Below are 17,337 nucleotides of genomic sequence, written 5' to 3' on the forward strand. Positions count from 1 at the left end.
CGATTAAGTTGCCAATCCGAGATGCCTTGGTTAGAAATGCTAACCAATGATCGATGATCTCGAAGGCATTTCAGTCTTTCTTGCGGTGGCGGAAGCGCGCAACTTCCGGCTCGCCGGCGAGCGGCTCGGCGTCACCCGCTCCGCCGTCAGCCAGGCCCTGCAGCGCCTGGAGGATCGGGTCGGCGTCGCCCTGGTCCAGCGCACAACGCGCAGCGTCAGCCTGACCGAAGCCGGCGAAGTCTTCTTCGAGGCGGTTCGGCCATCGGTCCGCCAGGTCAAGGATGCGATGCAGACGGTCAGGGAAATGCAGGCGCGTCCGAGCGGCCTCTTGAGGATCACCGTCTCCTCGATCGCCGAGAGTTTCCTGTCCGGCACCTTGCTGGCCGGCTTCATCGAAGCTTGCCCCGACGTCAAACTCGATATCGTGATTACGGATGAGGAATTCGATATCGTCGAGGCTGGTTTCGATGCTGGTGTCCGGCTCGGCGAGGTGATCGAGCAGGACATGATCGCAATTTCCGTCTCCGAAAAGCAGCGGCAATGCCCGGTCGCATCTCCCGCTTATCTCGAGCGCTGCGGCCATCCCCGCCATCCCCGCGACCTGCAGAACCATGCCTGCATCGGCTGGCGCCCGCGCCCCGATACGGCGCCCTATCGCTGGGAGTTCACCGAAAACCACCGCGACTTCGATGTCGCCGTCGACCCGGCCGTCACGACCAACGATATGGGAATGATGATCCGCTTGGCTTGCGCGGGAGCCGGCATCACCTTCGGCATGGTGGAAACCTTCCAACCCTATTTCGATCGCGGCGAACTCGTGCCGTTGCTCGAAGATTTCTGCCCGCCATTTCCGGGTTTCTACCTCTACTATCCCAGACGGCAAAGGCAGCCGCTGAAGCTGCGCGCGCTGGTCGATTATGTGCGCCGGGCAGGGAGGCGGTAGTCTCATTTGCGCGCGCGGCGCTGTAATCTTGCTTAAAAGCCTATTTCCGGCTATATTACTGGAAATAATCGGAGGTCATTATGGTAAGTTCACAGAAGCGCGCTATCCAAAATTATCGATCTCGCCTTGGCGAGCGTGGCTTGGCGCGCTTCGAAGTGCTCGCCAAGGACACCGATCGCGATCTCATCCGATCGCTCGCCAGACGCCTCTCAGAGGATACACCTGAGGCTTCAGAGCTTCGTGCAGCGGTAAGCAAGTCGATCGGCGGCGACCCGCCGAAGCTTGGAGGGATTCTCGCCGCATTGCGTCGTTCGCCGCTGGTGGACGCCGAACTCGATCTCTCCCGGCCCCGTGAAGAGGGGCGTAAGGTCGACCTGTGACGCGCTTTCTTTTGGACACCAACATCATCAGCAATGTTATCAAACCGCAGCCATCGGAATCGCTTCTGGCATGGATGTCGACACAACGCGACGAGGACTTGTTCATCGCCTCACTGACCGTTGCGGAGATACGTCGCGGAATTTTGGAACAGCCGCGTGGCAAGAAGCGAGACGCGCTCGACAAATGGTTTTCCGGGCGTGACGGGCTCCAGGCGCTGTTTGCGGGCCGCATTCTATCGTTCGACGGCAAGGCAGGCCTGATCTGGGCGCGACTGATGGCGGAAGGGAAGGCGGCCGGCAAGCCGCGCAGCGGACTCGACATGATCATCGCCGCTGTCGCCAGTGCGAACGAATGCGTGGTGGTGACAGATAATGAAAGGGACTTTGCCGGACTTCAGATCGTCAATCCGATCCGCGGAGCGGCTTAGGTGTCGGTAGATCGCGCTGATTGATACGCCCCAGCGTCATCTTTTTCGCTACCCGGTTATAGCTCCGTCGCGCTCATATTGAGCGCGGACGCTTCTTCGCGTCAAACGACATCCGGATCCGGCCTAGGGGCCCGGCAATTCTCGTCTACTCTGCGCTCCTCATTCCCACTCGATCGTACCAGGCGGCTTCGACGTAACGTCGTAGACCACACGGTTGATCCCGCGAACCTCGTTGATGATGCGGGTCGCGGCGCGGCCGAGGAATTCCATGTCGTAGTGGTAGAAGTCCGCCGTCATGCCGTCGACTGAAGTCACGGCGCGCAGTGCGCAGACGAATTCATAGGTGCGTCCGTCGCCCATGACGCCGACGGTCTGGACGGGAAGCAGCACGGCGAAAGCCTGCCAGATGGCGTCGTAGAGGCCGGCCTTGCGGATTTCGTCGAGATAGATCGCATCGGCTTCGCGCAGGATTTCCAGCTTTTCGCGGGTGATGCCGCCGGGGCAGCGGATCGCAAGGCCGGGGCCGGGGAAGGGGTGGCGGCCGATGAAGCTGTCGGGAAGGCCGAGTTCGCGGCCGAGCGCGCGCACCTCGTCCTTGAAGAGCTCGCGCAGCGGTTCGACGAGCTGCATCTTCATGCGTTCCGGCAGGCCGCCGACATTGTGATGCGATTTGATGGTGACGGAAGGGCCGCCGGTGAAGGAGACGCTCTCGATCACGTCGGGATAGAGCGTGCCCTGGCCGAGGAAATCGGCGCCGCCGAGTTTCTTTGCCTCTTCCTCGAAGGTTTCGATGAAGAGACGACCGATGATCTTGCGCTTGGTCTCAGGGTCGCTGACGCCTTCGAGCTCGCCGATGAAGCGGTCGGACGCATCGACATGCAAGAGATGCAGATTGTAGTGCTCGCGGAACATGGCGACGACGCCGGCCGCCTCGTCCTTGCGCATCAGCCCGTGGTCGACGAGGATGCAGGTCAGCTGGTCGCCGACGGCCTCGTGGATCAGCAGCGCCGCGACGGAACTGTCGACGCCGCCCGAAAGTGCGCAGATGACGCGCTTGTCGCCCACCTGCTCGCGGATCTGTTCGACCGCCTTCTGGCGGTAGGCCGACATCGACCAGTCGCCCTTGATGCCGGCGATATTGTGGATGAAGTTGCCGATCAGCTTGGCGCCGTCGGGCGTATGCACGACCTCGGGATGGAACTGCACGCCGTAATATTTGCGCTTCTCGTCGGCGATGAAGGCGAAGGGCGCGTTGGAGGAGGTGGCGATCACCTCGAACCCTTCAGGCAGCGCCGTGACGCGGTCGCCGTGGCTCATCCAGACCTGATGGCGCGAACCGGAGGACCAGAGGCCCTCGAACAGCTGGCAATCCTTGTCCACATCGAGGAAGGCCCGGCCGAATTCGCGGTGATGGCCGCTCTCGACCTTGCCGCCGAGCTGCATGCACATCGTCTGCTGGCCGTAACAGATGCCGAAGACCGGCAGGCCGCTGTCGAAGATGATCTGGGGCGCTCGCGGCGACCCCTCGTCCACCGTGGAAGCCGGGCTGCCGGACAGGATCACGGCCTTCGGCTGCAGGCGCTTGAAGCCTTCTTCGGCCGATTGGAAGGGAACGATCTCGCAATAGACGCCGGCCTCGCGCACGCGCCGTGCGATGAGCTGGGTCACCTGGCTGCCGAAATCGACGATGAGAACGGAGTCGGGATGTGCTGTCTGGGTCATGGCGAGGCTTTAAAGAAAAGCGCTTCGCCTTGCAATCCGGGAAATCGGCGGCATCGGCTTTTTATTGTTCCAATTGTCCCCGCACGTCTGGCAAGATGCGCGGGGCTGTCAGGTTCAGAACCAGAAAACCCCGTCTTCCAGCGCCGTGAACAGACTGTCGACACCGTAGGAGAGCTTGCGGTCGACGATGTGCAGATATTCGGTCCAGCCCGAAATATGCTGCAGCTCGACCACGCCGTCGGAAATGCCGCGCAGCCCGATCAGCGGCAGCTTGTAGCCCTGGCAGGCGCGCAGCACCGCATAGGTCTCCATGTCGACCATATCAGCGTCGATATTGGTGTAGGCGGCGCCGGAGATGACGTTGCCGCCGGTGGAAAGGCTGGCTTCCGGGATGCCGGGAATGCGCAGCGGCAGTTCAAGCGTCGCAGGCAGGTCGAGGAAAGGTGTCAGGCCTTTTTCGAAGCCGAGCGGCGAGGCATCCATGTCGCGATAGGAAACCGAGGTCACTTGATAGATTTCGGTCTGTTCCAGTTTGGCGGAGCCGGCCGAGCCGAGGGAAACGACGAGATCCGGCAGGTCGTCTGCTGCATCGAGCCGCGCCAAGGCCTTGGTCAGAGCGACCGCTGCCTCGACCGGGCCGACGCCCGTCATCAAAGGCTCGATGCGCGAACGCAGGAAGGGCCCGTATTCGGCCTCCGCCGCCATCACGAAAAGGATGGATTTCCCCGCGACCGATTTCAGTTCGAACTTCATCCAGTAATTCCCTCTCTACCACGGATGACCATCATCGTTCCCGTCATGGAGGCGATGAGTTTCGCCGGCCCGTCGCTGATCGCATAGCCTCGCCCGTCGGCGACGATGATGGTGGAGCCGGGTTTGGTGATTTCCCCGCGGAATAGGAAACGATCGCCACGCCCCGGCGACATGAGATTGACCTTGAATTCGATCGTCAGGATCGAGGCTTCGGGGTCGATGACACTGTAGGCTGCAAAACCGCAGGCCGAATCGAGCGCGGCGGAAATGATACCCGCATGCAGGATGCCGTGCTGCTGTGTCAGTTTGACGTCGAAGGGAAGTTCGATCTCGACGACGCCGTGCTCGACGCGCGTCAGTTCCGCGCCGATCGTCTGCATCGCCGCCTGGCGCGCAAAATTGCGGCGGATTCGCGCGCGGAAATCGCCCCTGTCAGTCTCACTCATGGCTGCCCCTCTTGAAGCGGCGAAAGTGGCATGGCGCGCCGGATTCGACAAGCTGGACATTGCCGAAATCGCCTGCGACGATAGTGGAAAGATCGGGCCGTGCTCGGCCGGCCTGTCGCGGTCCGTGCAAAGGTGATTGTGGGCTCGCGCCTTGCGCGTATTCTGCTCAACGGGTCTCGACATGATGGAGCACCAGCGGCATGACGACGATATCGCAATCGGTCCTGGAATATGAGAACTGGCTCGCCGACCAGCTCGGCGATGATCTCGTCAAGGAGGATCTGCGCAAGAAGCACGAGAAGATGCGAAGCGACGATTTCGTCTTCCTGCGCGCCACCTATTGGCGTTGGTCCGAGACCATCCTTGATATCTGCCCGGACCTCAGCGGCGCGCCCGAGGTGCTGGCAATCGGCGATACGCATCTGGAGAATTTCGGCACCTGGCGCGATGTCGAAGGCCGGCTCGTCTGGGGCGCCAATGATTTCGACGATGCGGCGGTGATGCCCTATGCGCTCGATCTCGTTCGCCTGGCGGCAAGCGCCATCCTGGCGCGCGGCGATGATGGTCCCCCGGTCCGAATGATCTGTGAACTGATTCTGGGCGGCTATCGCAGGGGCCTTGAAAATCCGCTCCCCGTCATCCTCGAGCGCGACTACAAGTGGCTGCGCAAGGCGTTGGTCCTGCCGAATCCCGAGCGCCGCGAATTCTGGGAGAAATACGAAACGCTGCCTCCAGGCAAGAAGCCGGCGCCATCAGCCTATATCAAGGCACTGGCCGGCGCATTGCCGCCAGGGTCCGGCTCCTTCGTAGCAAAGCCGCGCACCGCCGGCACAGGCAGCCTCGGCCGGCCGCGTTTCGTCGCCTATGCCGAATGGCAGGGGGGGCCGGTGCTGCGGGAGGCGAAGGCGCTGGTGCCGTCCGCCTGGTCGCTTTGCCACAGGCCGCAGGATGTGGCCATCCATGCGGGCAAAATCGCCGCGGGGCGGGCGCGATCGGCCAATCCCCACTACAGCGTCTCAGGCCGCATCCTCCTTCGCCGGCTCTCTCCGAACAGCCGCAAGATCGAGATCGACAAGCACCCGGAAATCTTGCTTGCGCCGACGATGCTCGAACTGACGGGCTTCGAAATCGCCAATTGCCATTCCGACGATCCGGAGGCGGTTGCGGCTATCCTGGAGGATCTGCGGGTGCGCGGAAGCGAATGGCTGCATGAGTCGGCAAGGGCGGCGGCAGCGAGCATCAGTGCCGAGCAGAAGGCCTATTCACGCGCCGGCTGAGAAATGCGCACGATATGCTGATCCCAGGCGACATCGCTGCGGGTCGACAGAAAATCGCCGTCATAGGAGGAGACGGCAAAGCCGTCTCTTGCCGGCGCGATGCCCGCAGCATCCGGAACTGTTGTCTCGGCCAGCACCTTGCCCGTCCTTGCATCGATGGTCACCGAGGCGCCGCCCTTCGGCGAGGTGACGCCGACGAGGCCATCGCGGCGATTGACGGCGATCGCTCCGACGTAATTGGCAAGTCTGCGCGTCGTCTCCTCCGGCAGGTCGACGAAGGAAAGATCCTCGCCCTTGGCGAAATGCCCAACAAGCGGCGGCAGATCCCTGCGGTGGCCTTCATACTGGCAGGCGAACCAGATGCGGCCGTTCCCGTCGAGATCGACATGTCGGGTGGAGAGTTCCGACCATTCGGCGGGCAGCACATGTTTTTCGATCAGCGCGCCGGTTGCCGCATCGATCAGAACAAGCGACGGCTGCATCGCTCCGAGATTGAGCTTGGTGCGGCCGAAATCCGGATGTGTCTCGATGCCGCCATTGGCGACGATCAGGAGGCGTCCGTCATCGGACACCGTCATATCGTGCGGACCGATGCCGTATGTCTCGAATTCGCCGATGCGCCTGAAGCGGTCGCTGGCGTCGTAGAGACCGATCATGCCGCGATTGCCGTCGAAGTCGTTCTCGCTGGCATACAGGATGCGGCCATCGGGCGAGAAGGCGCCGTGACCGTAGAAATGCCGGTCCTCCCGGGAGCTGATGACGATCGGTTCGCCCTTGTTCCGGGGATCGAAGATCATCGCATAGGTGCCGGGCCTGCGCGCGAAGGCGACCGTCTTGCCGCTGGCGGCGCTGAAAGCCATGCCGTGCGCCCGCGCGGGAAGGGCGACCTGATCGACGATCTCGCCGCGCTCCGTCACGGTCGCGACGGCAAAGGAGCCGTCCGCTGCGCGAATGCCCGAAGCATAGACCGCATCGGCCCGTTCGAGCGCCATCAGCGACTTTGGCGCCAAGGCCGCAAGGAAGCCGAGCCCCGCCGCCTTGACGAAGCTGCGTCGGTCGATCGCGGCACTTTGCATCATTGTTTCAGTCTCCGTCCGAAAAGGAAAAGCCGGCCGAAAGGCCGATGGCTGCGCCATATTCGTCGCTGATCTTGGTGATCAGGTCGCGGCTCTCGGCAAGAAGCGTATCGAGCTTGGCCTTCTCCGCATCGCTGGTTGCGACGTCGATGTCGGGGTTGAGCTTCGGCACGCTGTCGAGCAGCGATTTGAATTCCTCGTCGATCAAGGCGGCGACCGCCTGTTTGTCCGCCGGCAAAAGCTCGGCCATGCCGGCCTTCTGCCAGAGCGTGCGCAGGCCTTCGAGATTGGCGGCCATCGACTTCCAGGTGTTTTTCGAACGCCAGTAGATCGCCATGCGTGGGCGCGGCGGAGTGTCCTTGCCCTTGTAGAACTGTTCCAGCCGCTGGTCGCGGATATTCTCCGTGCCGTGGACGAGAATGCCGAGCAGCGCGGTGACGGCTTCCTTGTTGTCCATGAAATCGTTGCTCTGCGAGCCCGGATGTTTCCAGCTCGCCTGTATGCCGTCGGGCTTTTCCCAGGCGGCGACGACTTCGCCGGCCTCACGCTGGATATTGCCGGCGACGGCCTGGCCGTAAAGGCAGCGGAAGCCGCCCTTCTGCTTGATCAGATCGTCCGAACCATTGCCGTAAAGCACATATTCCAGCGCGGTCAGGCCCTGCAGCGCCACGCTCTTGCCGGCGATCGCATCGACCGTCGCATCCTTGGGATCGGCCTTGGCGATCAGCGCCTGTACCTGCTTGAGGCCAACGCCCTTGCGGTCGGGATAGAACAGGATGTGCTCGAAGAGATTGTCCTGGATGACGGGGCCGGTTTGGACGATCTCGATGATCGACCAGTAGCGGATCGTATCGTCGAAAGCGGATTTCGCCTTGTCGAGCGTCTGTTGTGTGCCGCCGTCACAAAGATCCTTCATCGCCGTCGTCAGCCGGGCGGCCGATTGTTGCATGTTGCGATAGCCGGGACGGATCACCTCGTCGACAGCGCGCTGCATGACGGCGGGAACGGCATCCTCGTTCAGCCCTGCCGGAGGAGCGGCGGTCTGGGCGGTCGCCGACGTGGCGAAGCCGATCAGAGTGAGGCAGAGCAAAGGGTGCCAAAGGCGCATCAAAGTGACTCCAGGAATGTAATCAGGGCCTCCCTGTCCTCTTTGGACAGGGAGGAGAAAGCGTTGCGGGCCTTTTCAGCTTCGCCGCCATGCCAGAGGATCGCTTCGGTGAGATCACGCGCACGGCCGTCATGCAGGAAAAAGCTGTGTCCGCTGACTGTCCGGGTCAGTCCTATACCCCATAGCGGCGGCGTGCGCCATTCACGTCCGCTTGCGAGGCCGACCTGTTGGCCGTCGGCGAGACCGTCGCCCATGTCGTGCAGAAGGAAGTCGGAATAAGGCCAGATCAGCTGGAAGGACTGCGCCTTGTCCGGCGTATCCCGGCGGGTGACGAATTTCGGCACATGGCAGGAAATGCAGCCGGTTTCGTAGAAGATCCGCTTGCCCCGCAGCGTTTCGGGGAAGCTCGCCTTGCGCCGCGCCGGAACGGCGAGATTTTCGGAATAGAAGGTCACGAGGTCAAGGATGGGCCCCGGCGCTTCTTCCACGCCCAGCCGCTTCTGCACGCCGGTCGGCATATCGAGGCATTTTTCTTCCGCCTTGGTGCAGTCGCCCTGCGCATTCGGCTGATCGGGCGTCGAGATGCCGATATCGTTGGCGAAGGCGTCGGCGCTCTGGTCGCGCACCGTGGCGTTCTGCGCCTTCCAGCCGAAGCGCCCGAGCGCGATCTTCCCGCTGCGATGGTCGCGCACGATTGCCGCCTTGCCGGAGATGCCGTCGCCGTCGGCATCGTCGGGATCGGCATGGGCAAGGATATCGGCTTCCGGAATGGCCTCGATCAGCCCAAGACCGATCATGGCGGAGGCAACGCGGGGTGAAATCGTGGTGGCGGGATCGAGCGGACCGTAGGCGGGGTTCTCAACCGTATAGCTCGGCCGGCGCAGCGACACCGTCTCGCCGTCGCCGAGCGTCACCGGTTCCTCGCTGTAGCTGATAGCCATCTTTCCTTCGGCGGCAAGGCCGGGAACGGCGAGGTCCTGCAGCTGGTGTCCGTAGACCGGATCGGGGAAATTGACGACATCCGCCTGTGCTATCGCCTTTTCCTCCTCCGCTGTCTTGGCCGCGCGCGCCAGCCGCAGCAGCATCGAAGTGGCGCTCGGCCCCCCTTCCGGCGGCTTGCCACGGCCGTCATTGACATGACAGCTCATGCAGGAGCGGGCGTTGAAGAGCGGCCCTAGGCCGTCAGAGGCCTGCGTCGAAGACGGAGCGGAAACCCAGAGCTTGCGGAAGAGCGCGTTGCCGAGCCTGAATTGCTGCTCCTCTTCGAAGGGGATATTGGCCGAAATATGCGAAAAGCTGTCCTCGGTGACTGGATTGATCGAGGTCGCCGCACCCGCCTGCATCGCTTCGTATTGTTCAGCTTTGGAAAAATCCGCCGTCGGCCGCGCCACGTCGGCGACGCGTTTGAGATCGGCCTCGGAAAGATCCGCGCGTTTCGTCGGCAGATCGAAACCGGCGGCGATTGCTGCCGAAAAACCGGCAAGCATGGCGCAGAGCGCTGCGCTGGCGATCAATCGGCGAACCGGGGTATGCGACATTTCAGGGGTTCGGGCCGCTCCGGTGGGAGCGGCCCGCCTTTGTGCTTATTTGAAGACGGCGTTAGGATTATCCAAGCTGTCGGAACCTTCAAGCTGAACCGTGCCGAGATCGAGTGCGGCAATAACGCGCTGGATCGATTTCGTCTGGTCGATCAGCCCGTCGATGGCGGCCTGGACGATGGCGTTGCCTTCCTTGTTGCCCTCGGCGATCATCTGGTCGTACTTCTCGACCGTCTCGCCGCGCTTTGCCATGGCATTCATCGCATCGAGCGTCTTGTTGAGCTTGCCTTCCATCTCGGCATCGAGTGCCTTGTCCTTGGCAGCAACAAGATCGTGCAGCGACGGGCCGGCGAGCTTGGTGCCGTCGACGCGGGTATAGTCGCCCGTGTAGGCGGCGGCGATGCCGATCGCGTCGTTGAGATGCGAGTTGTAGGTATTGTCCGAGAAGCAGTCATGCTCTTCTTCCGGATCGTGCAGCAAAAGGCCGAGCTTCATGCGCTCACCAGCAAGCTCGCCGTAGGAGAGCGAACCCATGCCCGTCAGGATCGCGACGAGGCCGGCTTTCGGATCGGCTTCGACGTTCTTTGTCGCAGCGCCGTCCGGCTTCCAGTTGTCGGTCATTTCCTGCAGATCGGAAACGAGCAGGGTGGACGCGGACTTCAGATATTCGGCGCGACGATCGCAATTGCCGTGCGTGCAATTCTTGAGGTCGTAATCGGTTGCCGGGCGGTTGCCTGCGCCAGGCCCCGTGCCGTTCAGATCCTGTCCCCAGAGCAGGAATTCGATGGCGTGGTAGCCTGTCGCGACATTGGCCTCGATGCCGCCAGCTTCGGCAAGCGTGCCGGAGAGGAATTCCGGCGTCAGCTTGGAGGCGTCGACATCCTTGCCGTCGATCTTGATCGTCTTGTTGGCGATGACATTCGCCACATAGAGAGAATTTTCGTCGCTCTCGGTGCCGTAGGAGGAGTCGACGTAGTCGATCAGGCCTTCATCGAGAGGCCATGAATTGATCTTGCCTTCCCAGTCGTCGACGATCGGATTGCCGAAGCGATAGACTTCCGTCTGCTGGTAGGGGACGCGCGCCTTGATCCAGGCGTCCCTGGCGGCTTTCAGCGTCTCATCGGTCGGCGCTTTCAGGAAGGCATCGATGGCGGCGTCGAGCGCCTTGGCCGTCGTCAGCGAGTCCTCGTATTTGGCGTGCGCCACGTCGGCATAGTGTTTCACCACGGCGGCAGCATCGGTCTCGGCATGCGCGGGAAGGGCGAGCAGGGCTGCGGGGGCGATCGCCAGCACGGCCGCGCGGAATGTGTTGAGCTTCATGATCCTCTCCTGTGACGGATTTTCCGTCTAATCGGGCCTCGTCTCTTCGCCCAAAAGCAAACTGGTGTCAAATACTCTAGTTTGGAATAATTTTAAGATCGGACAGGGCATTGCAAACCAGCCTCTTTGAAGGGCATCTGTTTGAAAAGATGGCAGCAAGCGCGCCGCACTTGGCGCTCAGCGTCACCACTGCGCGGCATCACTATCCCGCGTCAGCCCTTGCGCTGCATGCGGCAGAAGAAGAAGCCGTCCGTATCGGTGGAGGCGGGCGTCAGCGTCACCGTCAGGCCGTCGGAAGAATGCGGACGCGGGGCGTCCTTGCCGAACAGGCCATCCCAGGCGGGCAGGGCGTTGACGATCTCGAAGTCGGGATTGTCGGCCGTGAAGCGGCGCACCTGTTCCTCGTTTTCTTGGGGCAGCACCGAACAGGTGACGTAGATCAGCTCGCCGCCTAATTTGACGAAGCCGCTTGCCTGTGCCAGCGCGTCTTGCTGCTGGGCGGTACGCTCGTCGAGATTCTTCGCCGTCAACCGCCATTTCGTATCGGGGCGGCGGCGCCACGTGCCGGTGCCGGTGCAGGGCGCGTCGACCAGTACCTTGTCGCAGCGTCCGGCAAGGCCGGAGAGCCCCTTGGCGTCGTCATGGACCTGGACATTGCGGGTGCCCGCCCGCTTCAGCCGCTCGATGATCGGCGCCAGCCGCTTGCGGTCGGCATCATAGGCGTGAACCTGGCCCTTATTGTGCATGGCCGCCGCCATGGCGAGCGTCTTGCCGCCGCCGCCGGCGCAATAGTCGAGGATCTGTTCGCCATCCCGCGCGAGCACCAGGTCGGCGACGATCTGCGACCCCTCGTCCTGAACCTCGAACCAGCCTTTCTGGAACGAAAGCTCGGCTGTCACGTTGGGGAGACGCGAGGCGCCTTCGCCGGCGGCAATCCGGATGCCGTAGCGGGCGATCTTCGCGGCATGTGCGCCGGCTCTTTCGAGCGCCTTGACGGCCTTGTCGCGGGAGGCCTTCAGGATGTTGGCGCGCAGATCGAGCGTCGGGCGGGCGGCAAGCGCTTGTGCCTCGGCGAGCCACTCGGCACCGAAGGCCTGTTCGAAGGAGGGTTGGACCCATACGGGAATATCGCCGCGGATATGCGGCGGGGCATCGTCGAGCGAGCGGCTTTCGAAGGCCGAGGCGGCATCGGCCGAAAGCGGCGGCGGCGCGAACTTGTCATCCGCCAGTTCGGCGGCAAGGCTCTCGGGTGTGAAACCCCATTGGCGGAACATGACGGCGTGGGCAACGGCGGCAGCACTGTCGTCATCCATCAGCCAGGCATGGGAAAGACGCATGCGCAATGCGTCATAAACGATGTTGCCGATCGCGGCGCGATCGCCGGAGCCGGCAAAGCGATGCGCAAGGCCCCAGTCCTTCAGCGCGTCGGCGACGGGCCGCTTGCGGGCATCGATGTCCGCGAGCACAGAAATCGCCCCTTCGAGGCGGCCGCCCAGACGCATTCACATGTCTCCTGTTGCCATGGCATGTGAACGATCGCGCGATTGGTCGCGGGCGGAGTGTTCACAAGTCTCAACCGCGTGGTAACCGCGATTGACGGCAAGAGCAAGCGCCGTAGAGGCGCGGGCCGGATGTAGGAGGCGCGTGGCCTCAGCTGATGACCTGGTAGCAGACCTTCGCCGTGCCGGAGCTTACCATGCCGATATTCTGCGCGGCGGCACGCGACAGATCGAGCACGCGGCCGCGGATGAACGGACCGCGATCGTTGATGCGAACGACGACGGTGCGGCCATTGTGGCTGTTGGTGACCTTCACCTTGGTGCCGAATGCGAGCGAACGATGTGCGGCAGTCAAGACGGCAGGGTTCATACGTTCCCCGGAAGCAGTTTTGGAGCGAAGTGCGTACCATGAAGCACCGCCACAGCCATTTGCAGCAAAACCTTCCGCCGGAAGCAAGGAAGAACAGGCTGCAATAGTTGCGGCAGCGATAATAGAACGGCTTATTTTCTTCAAAACGGAGTGTCCCTCAACTATTGAACTCACGCCCTTGCAGGCGGCGGGGCTTAAATCCGTCGAAAAATGGCAAAAAAGTGCCACGGTCGATCACGGAATGTTACATTATGTAATACTCGTGATATCGTTGATTAAATATAGGAAATCGGCGCCGATGGCAGGACGTGGAAAAAACGTAATAGAATCAGCTAAAATTCGAATGAATTTTCCGAACGAATGGTAAACATCTCGGGCGTCACAAATATCACGAAATTTTTTTGCGGAACTTGCCATATTTGCTGCCACATTTCAGCAAATTCAGAGGCCGTTAACTATATTCGAGGCGAAAATCGCTCGCATAAGCCGGAAAAGTAGGAATTTCCTACTCTTTTATGTGGGGGTCGATGGCTTCTCGCCTTCAGCCGCGCCAGCGTTCGTCCCGCCACAATTGGGCAAGCGACATCAGATAGTCAGGGAAGGAGAATTTGAAGCCGGCGGCTTTGAGTTTCGCATTCGAAACCCGCTTGTTCTCGCCGTAGAAGGAGCGCGCCATCGGTGTCAGCTCGGCAGTTTCGAAGGCCTGTTCCAGCGGCGGCTCGACGTCCATCAGGCGCGCCGCCTCCACGATCACATCCTGCGGCGGGCCGGGTCGGTCGTCGGTGACATTATAGATGCCGCCAAGGCGATGCTCCGACAGGAAGCGTGTCGCCGCGCCGATATCCTCGACGCGGATGCGGTTGAACACCTGGTCCTTCTTGATCAGGCGACGTGCCGTGCCCTTTTCCAGATTGCAGAAGGCATTGCGCCCAGGCCCGTAAATGCCGGAAAGGCGGAGTACCGCGGCCGGCACGCCGCGCTTTTCTCCCATTGCCAGCCAGCCGTCCTCGGCCTCGAGCCGTTCCTTCGACCGTCCGGAAACGGGCACGCAGGGCGTTTCCTCAGTGACCCATGTGCCCTTATGGTCGCCGTAGACGCCGACGGTCGAGAGGTAACCGATCCATTCGAGCCTGGGCAGCAGGGCTGCGCCGTCTTCGCCGAGCAACCGCAGCAGCGGGTCGGCCTTTCCCGGTGCGATCGATTGCACGAGATGGGTGACGTCAGCCAAAGCCTCGCGCAACCTGTTTTCCAAGGTCTCGCCGTCGAAAAGGAATGCCTCGATGCCGTCACGGCTCAGCGTTTCCATCTTCTCTGCCGAGCGCGTCGTGCCGGAAACGCGCACGCCGTCGTCGGTGAAGGCCTTTGCGATCGCCGTTCCGGAAAAACCGCAGCCAAAGATCATCACATGCATCAGCCCACTCCCGCCAGCCGCCATTCGTTCAACACGCCGTCATCGCGCTCATCGGCCCTTTGTGCGGCAAAGGCCACGAATTCGCCAGCCTCCATCAGCCGCGAAAGCGCCCACACCGCCATGCCGCGCACCACGGGCGAGGGGTCGGCGGCGAGCAGCCGACATTGCGCGATCAATTCCGGCATGCCGGAATTGCCGGCGGCGATCAGCAAATTGCGGATAAAACGGTCGCGGCCGATCCGCTTGACCGGCGAGCCGCTGAAAAAGGCGCGGAAGGCGGCATCGTCAAGTGTCAGCAGAAAGGCGATCGACGGTTCCTTCAGGTCTTCCCGCGCCTTCAGCTTCATCTCCGAGGCGGAGCTTGCGAACTTGTTCCAGGGGCAGACGGCAAGACAGTCGTCGCAGCCATAGATGCGATTGCCGATCAACGGCCGCAGGTCGGGATCGATCGGCCCTTTGTGCTCGATGGTGAGATAGGAGATGCAGCGTCGCGCATCGATCTGATAGGGCGCGGGGAAGGCGGCCGTCGGGCAAATGTCGAGGCAGGCGCGGCAGGAGCCGCAATGATCCGTCTCCGGCGCGTCGACGGCAAGATCGGCCGTGGTGAACATGCTCCCGAGAAACAGCCACGAGCCGTGCAGGCGGCTGACGAGATTGGTGTGTTTTCCCTGCCAGCCGAGGCCGGCTGCCACGGCCAGAGGCTTTTCCATGACGGGTGCAGTATCGACGAAGACTTTCACGTCGGCGCTCGCGCGCGCCGCAAAGCGTGTGGCGATCTCCTTCAGCCGGCCTTTGATGACGTCATGATAGTCGCGGTTGCGGGCATAGACCGAGATCGCGGCTTTGTCGGGCTTGTCGAGAATGCCGCGCGGATCTTCCTCCGGGGCGTAATTGAGGCCGAAGACGACGACGGATTTCACGTCGCTCCAGAGCGTGCGAGGATCTCCGCGCCTGTCGCGCGTCTCCGCCATCCACTCCATCGTCCCGTGGCGGCCGGCATCGATAAACTCGCCGAGCCGTTGCCCTGCCTCAGGGATCGCATCGGCGCGCGTAATGCGGCAGAGATCGAAGCCGTGAGCGGCGGATTCTGCCTTTACGAAGGCGGACAAATTGTCGCGGCGCTTGCTCTCTTTGTCATTCGGTTCGGGCATGAAGAGCCCTCGTCAGAAATCCAGATCGGCGTAATGGGAAACCGGCGTCAGGCCGCGCACGCGCTCGGTCAGCATCGGCCGGAAGGAGGGGCGCGATTTCAGCCGCTGGTACCAGTCCTTGACGACAGGCGCATCCGCCCATTCGATCTCCCCGAGGTAATCGAGGATCGAGATCGAGGCGGCGGCGGCAAGGTCGGCATAGCTCATCCGCTCGCCTGCCAGCCACTGCCGTGAGCCGGCAAGCCAGGTGAGGTAGCGCATATGCTGGCGGATATTCGCGCGGGCCGTGCGCAAAATCTTCGAATCCGGTGCTCCACCGCCCTGATCGGCAGTCATCTGCAACTTATAGACACGCTCGCGGGCAAGCGGCTTCGTCACGTCGTTTTCCATCTTCTGCATGAACCATTCGGTCAACCGGCGGATTTCCGCCCGCTGGAAAGGGTCCTCTGCAAGCAGCCGCCGGTCGCGCTTCAGGACGCCATGCGTCTCGTCCAGATATTCGGAAATGACGCTCGCGCCGCAGAGCGCGCGCATGCTGTCGTCGACATAGACCGGCAACGTGCCGGCGGGATTGAGCGCCAGGAAATCCCGGCGTTTCTCCCATGTCTGCTCTTCGATCATGTCCGCGTGGTAGCCGTATTCCGCCAGGATCAGCCGGACGAAGCGAGATGCGGATGACATGGGATGATGATAAAGGGTGGGCATCGATACTCGGGCTTTGTGATTGCTGTTACAGGACTGTGTGGCAGCTCAGTTATAGCGCCCTAGTCATGACTCATTGGTTGAAGCTATAGGAGCTTGGCCGGGCCAACACAAGCGAATCGGGTCTCACACCATCTGACAGGGACGAAACACGCTTCTTGCGCACGAGGATAAACGCAGCGCCTGATCGGCTCAAGCGCTGTTCAAATCCGACCGACTTTTAAACCGGAGACAATTTATGGACTATATAAATGCTGCAATCCTCGGTGTCGTCGAGGGGATTACCGAGTTTCTGCCGATCTCGAGCACCGGCCACCTTATCATTGTCGAGCAATGGCTCGGACACCGGTCGGACATGTTCAACATCGTCATTCAGGCCGGCGCCATCCTTGCCGTCACCATCATTTACTGGCGTCGCCTGCTGGATCTGGTGCTTGGCTGGCGCGAGCCTCAGAATCGAGATTATGCCGCCAAGCTGATCGTCGCATTTCTTATCACCGCAATTCTGGGTCTTATCGTCAAGAAGCTCGGCTTCGAACTTCCGGAGACCGCGACGCCGATCGCCTGGGCGCTCATCATCGGCGGTATCTGGATGATCTTCGCCGAATGGGCTGCCGCCCGCAGGCCGCCGCATAAGGAGATCACCTGGCTCGTCGCCATCCTGGTCGGCATCGCCCAGATCGTCGCCGGCATCTTCCCGGGAACCTCGCGGTCCGGCGCCACGATTTTCGTTGCCATGTTGGCGGGCACCGGCAACCGCGCAGCGGCGACCGAATTCGCCTTTCTCGTCGGGATACCGACCATGTATGCCGCAAGCGGCTATGAATTGCTGAAGACCTTCAAGGACGGCGGAGCGGCAGGCGAAGACTGGACCGCGCTCGGTATCGCCTTCGTCGTTTCCACCGTGGTCGCTTTCATTGCGGTCAAATGGCTGCTCGCCTACATCAGAAGCAACCGGTTCACCCTGTTTGCCATTTACCGCATCATTCTCGGTGTCCTGCTGCTCGGTATGGCCGCAACCGGCTTGATCGCCTGAGACATCCCCGCCACATTGCATTCGCGCAACTCCCGGCGCGAATGCAATTGTCCGGCCGGACGCCGCGCACAGACACGCGATGAGCGGCAAGCCGATTTTCAGATAGGCATATTTGAGAAAATACGCATCGCCGTTTTTCAAGCAGGCTGAGCGTTGATGAAGCACCTTGTTTCAGGT

The 17,337-nt window shown here is 61.9% G+C and carries 18 protein-coding genes; 6 read left to right on the plus strand and 12 right to left on the minus strand.

The features are described from left to right. Positions 1-46: 46 nt before the first annotated feature. The 3 genes from EFD55_RS00215 to EFD55_RS00225 all read left to right on the plus strand — a co-directional run bounded on the left by EFD55_RS00215 (position 47) and on the right by EFD55_RS00225 (position 1,751). Positions 47-943, plus strand: coding sequence for a LysR family transcriptional regulator (locus EFD55_RS00215; RefSeq protein WP_125841783.1), 897 nt, complete (start codon positions 47-49; stop codon positions 941-943). An 80-nt stretch (positions 944-1,023) separates the two neighbouring features. Next, entirely contained in the window at positions 1,024-1,323 is a 300-nt protein-coding gene (locus EFD55_RS00220) for a hypothetical protein (RefSeq protein ID WP_125841785.1), read from the plus strand. Continuing rightward, a complete protein-coding gene (locus EFD55_RS00225) occupies positions 1,320-1,751 on the plus strand; it encodes a PIN domain-containing protein (protein ID WP_125841787.1) in 432 nt (143 codons plus the stop codon). Before EFD55_RS00220 ends, EFD55_RS00225 begins: the two co-directional genes overlap by 4 nt. A gap of 159 nt (positions 1,752-1,910) precedes the next feature. On the opposite strand, the gene guaA is transcribed toward EFD55_RS00225, so the two are convergent. The 3 genes from guaA to EFD55_RS00240 form a co-directional block, all read right to left on the minus strand. Further along, positions 1,911-3,473 (minus strand): glutamine-hydrolyzing GMP synthase, encoded by a 1,563-nt coding sequence (gene guaA / locus EFD55_RS00230; RefSeq protein ID WP_125841789.1) that lies wholly within the window; start codon positions 3,471-3,473, stop codon positions 1,911-1,913. 114 nt (positions 3,474-3,587) lie between these two features. Then, positions 3,588-4,226, minus strand: a complete 639-nt coding sequence (locus EFD55_RS00235; protein ID WP_125841791.1) for a 5'-methylthioadenosine/S-adenosylhomocysteine nucleosidase — start codon at positions 4,224-4,226, stop codon at positions 3,588-3,590. After that, entirely contained in the window at positions 4,223-4,672 is a 450-nt protein-coding gene (locus EFD55_RS00240; RefSeq protein WP_003583690.1) for a PaaI family thioesterase, read from the minus strand. The genes EFD55_RS00235 and EFD55_RS00240 overlap by 4 nt, the downstream gene beginning before the upstream one ends. A gap of 200 nt (positions 4,673-4,872) precedes the next feature. Between EFD55_RS00240 and EFD55_RS00245 the strand changes: the two genes are divergently transcribed. Then, on the plus strand, positions 4,873-5,949 hold the full coding sequence (locus EFD55_RS00245; RefSeq protein ID WP_125841793.1) for a DUF2252 family protein: 1,077 nt from the start codon (positions 4,873-4,875) through the stop codon (positions 5,947-5,949). Here the strand turns inward: EFD55_RS00245 and EFD55_RS00250 are convergent. The 6 genes from EFD55_RS00250 to EFD55_RS00275 all read right to left on the minus strand — a co-directional run bounded on the left by EFD55_RS00250 (position 5,931) and on the right by EFD55_RS00275 (position 12,995). Then, positions 5,931-7,028 (minus strand): DUF1513 domain-containing protein, encoded by a 1,098-nt coding sequence (locus tag EFD55_RS00250; RefSeq protein ID WP_125841795.1) that lies wholly within the window; start codon positions 7,026-7,028, stop codon positions 5,931-5,933. The genes EFD55_RS00245 and EFD55_RS00250 overlap by 19 nt on opposite strands. Positions 7,029-7,032: 4 nt before the next feature. After that, positions 7,033-8,133: an imelysin family protein gene (locus tag EFD55_RS00255; protein ID WP_125841797.1), complete on the minus strand. Its 1,101-nt coding sequence runs from the start codon at positions 8,131-8,133 to the stop codon at positions 7,033-7,035. Beyond that, positions 8,133-9,671 carry a di-heme oxidoreductase family protein gene (locus tag EFD55_RS00260; protein ID WP_125841799.1) on the minus strand — a complete coding sequence of 513 codons (1,539 nt, stop codon included), beginning with the start codon at positions 9,669-9,671 and terminating at the stop codon, positions 8,133-8,135. The genes EFD55_RS00255 and EFD55_RS00260 overlap by 1 nt, the downstream gene beginning before the upstream one ends. A gap of 45 nt (positions 9,672-9,716) precedes the next feature. After that, on the minus strand, positions 9,717-10,991 hold the full coding sequence (locus tag EFD55_RS00265) for an imelysin family protein (RefSeq protein ID WP_125841801.1): 1,275 nt from the start codon (positions 10,989-10,991) through the stop codon (positions 9,717-9,719). 212 nt (positions 10,992-11,203) lie between these two features. Then, positions 11,204-12,493, minus strand: a complete 1,290-nt coding sequence (locus EFD55_RS00270; RefSeq protein WP_125841803.1) for an RsmB/NOP family class I SAM-dependent RNA methyltransferase — start codon at positions 12,491-12,493, stop codon at positions 11,204-11,206. A gap of 148 nt (positions 12,494-12,641) precedes the next feature. Further along, positions 12,642-12,995, minus strand: a complete 354-nt coding sequence (locus EFD55_RS00275) for a septal ring lytic transglycosylase RlpA family protein (protein WP_245438369.1) — start codon at positions 12,993-12,995, stop codon at positions 12,642-12,644. Between EFD55_RS00275 and EFD55_RS33560 the strand changes: the two genes are divergently transcribed. Continuing rightward, the gene (locus EFD55_RS33560; protein WP_245438372.1) at positions 12,880-13,227 is read left to right on the plus strand and encodes a hypothetical protein; all 348 of its coding nucleotides are present in this window, start codon (positions 12,880-12,882) and stop codon (positions 13,225-13,227) included. The genes EFD55_RS00275 and EFD55_RS33560 overlap by 116 nt on opposite strands. Before the next feature lie 174 nt (positions 13,228-13,401). Here the strand turns inward: EFD55_RS33560 and EFD55_RS00280 are convergent, their stop codons facing one another. From EFD55_RS00280 to EFD55_RS00290, 3 genes are read right to left on the minus strand one after another with little or no spacing between them, the layout of a single operon-like run. Next, positions 13,402-14,271 (minus strand): SDR family oxidoreductase, encoded by an 870-nt coding sequence (locus EFD55_RS00280; protein WP_125841805.1) that lies wholly within the window; start codon positions 14,269-14,271, stop codon positions 13,402-13,404. Further along, positions 14,271-15,422, minus strand: coding sequence for a tRNA epoxyqueuosine(34) reductase QueG (queG, locus tag EFD55_RS00285; protein WP_125841807.1), 1,152 nt, complete (start codon positions 15,420-15,422; stop codon positions 14,271-14,273). The genes EFD55_RS00280 and queG overlap by 1 nt, the downstream gene beginning before the upstream one ends. Before the next feature lie 12 nt (positions 15,423-15,434). Beyond that, on the minus strand, positions 15,435-16,127 hold the full coding sequence (locus EFD55_RS00290) for a glutathione S-transferase family protein (protein WP_125841809.1): 693 nt from the start codon (positions 16,125-16,127) through the stop codon (positions 15,435-15,437). A 235-nt stretch (positions 16,128-16,362) separates the two neighbouring features. Here EFD55_RS00290 and EFD55_RS00295 point away from each other — a divergent pair, with 235 nt between their 5' ends. Further along, positions 16,363-17,160 (plus strand): undecaprenyl-diphosphate phosphatase, encoded by a 798-nt coding sequence (locus tag EFD55_RS00295; protein ID WP_125841811.1) that lies wholly within the window; start codon positions 16,363-16,365, stop codon positions 17,158-17,160. The last annotated feature ends 177 nt before the right edge of the window (positions 17,161-17,337 follow it).

Origin of the sequence: Rhizobium pisi, assembly GCF_003938655.1 — a bacterium.
In the GTDB taxonomy this organism is placed as follows: domain Bacteria; phylum Pseudomonadota; class Alphaproteobacteria; order Rhizobiales; family Rhizobiaceae; genus Rhizobium; species Rhizobium pisi.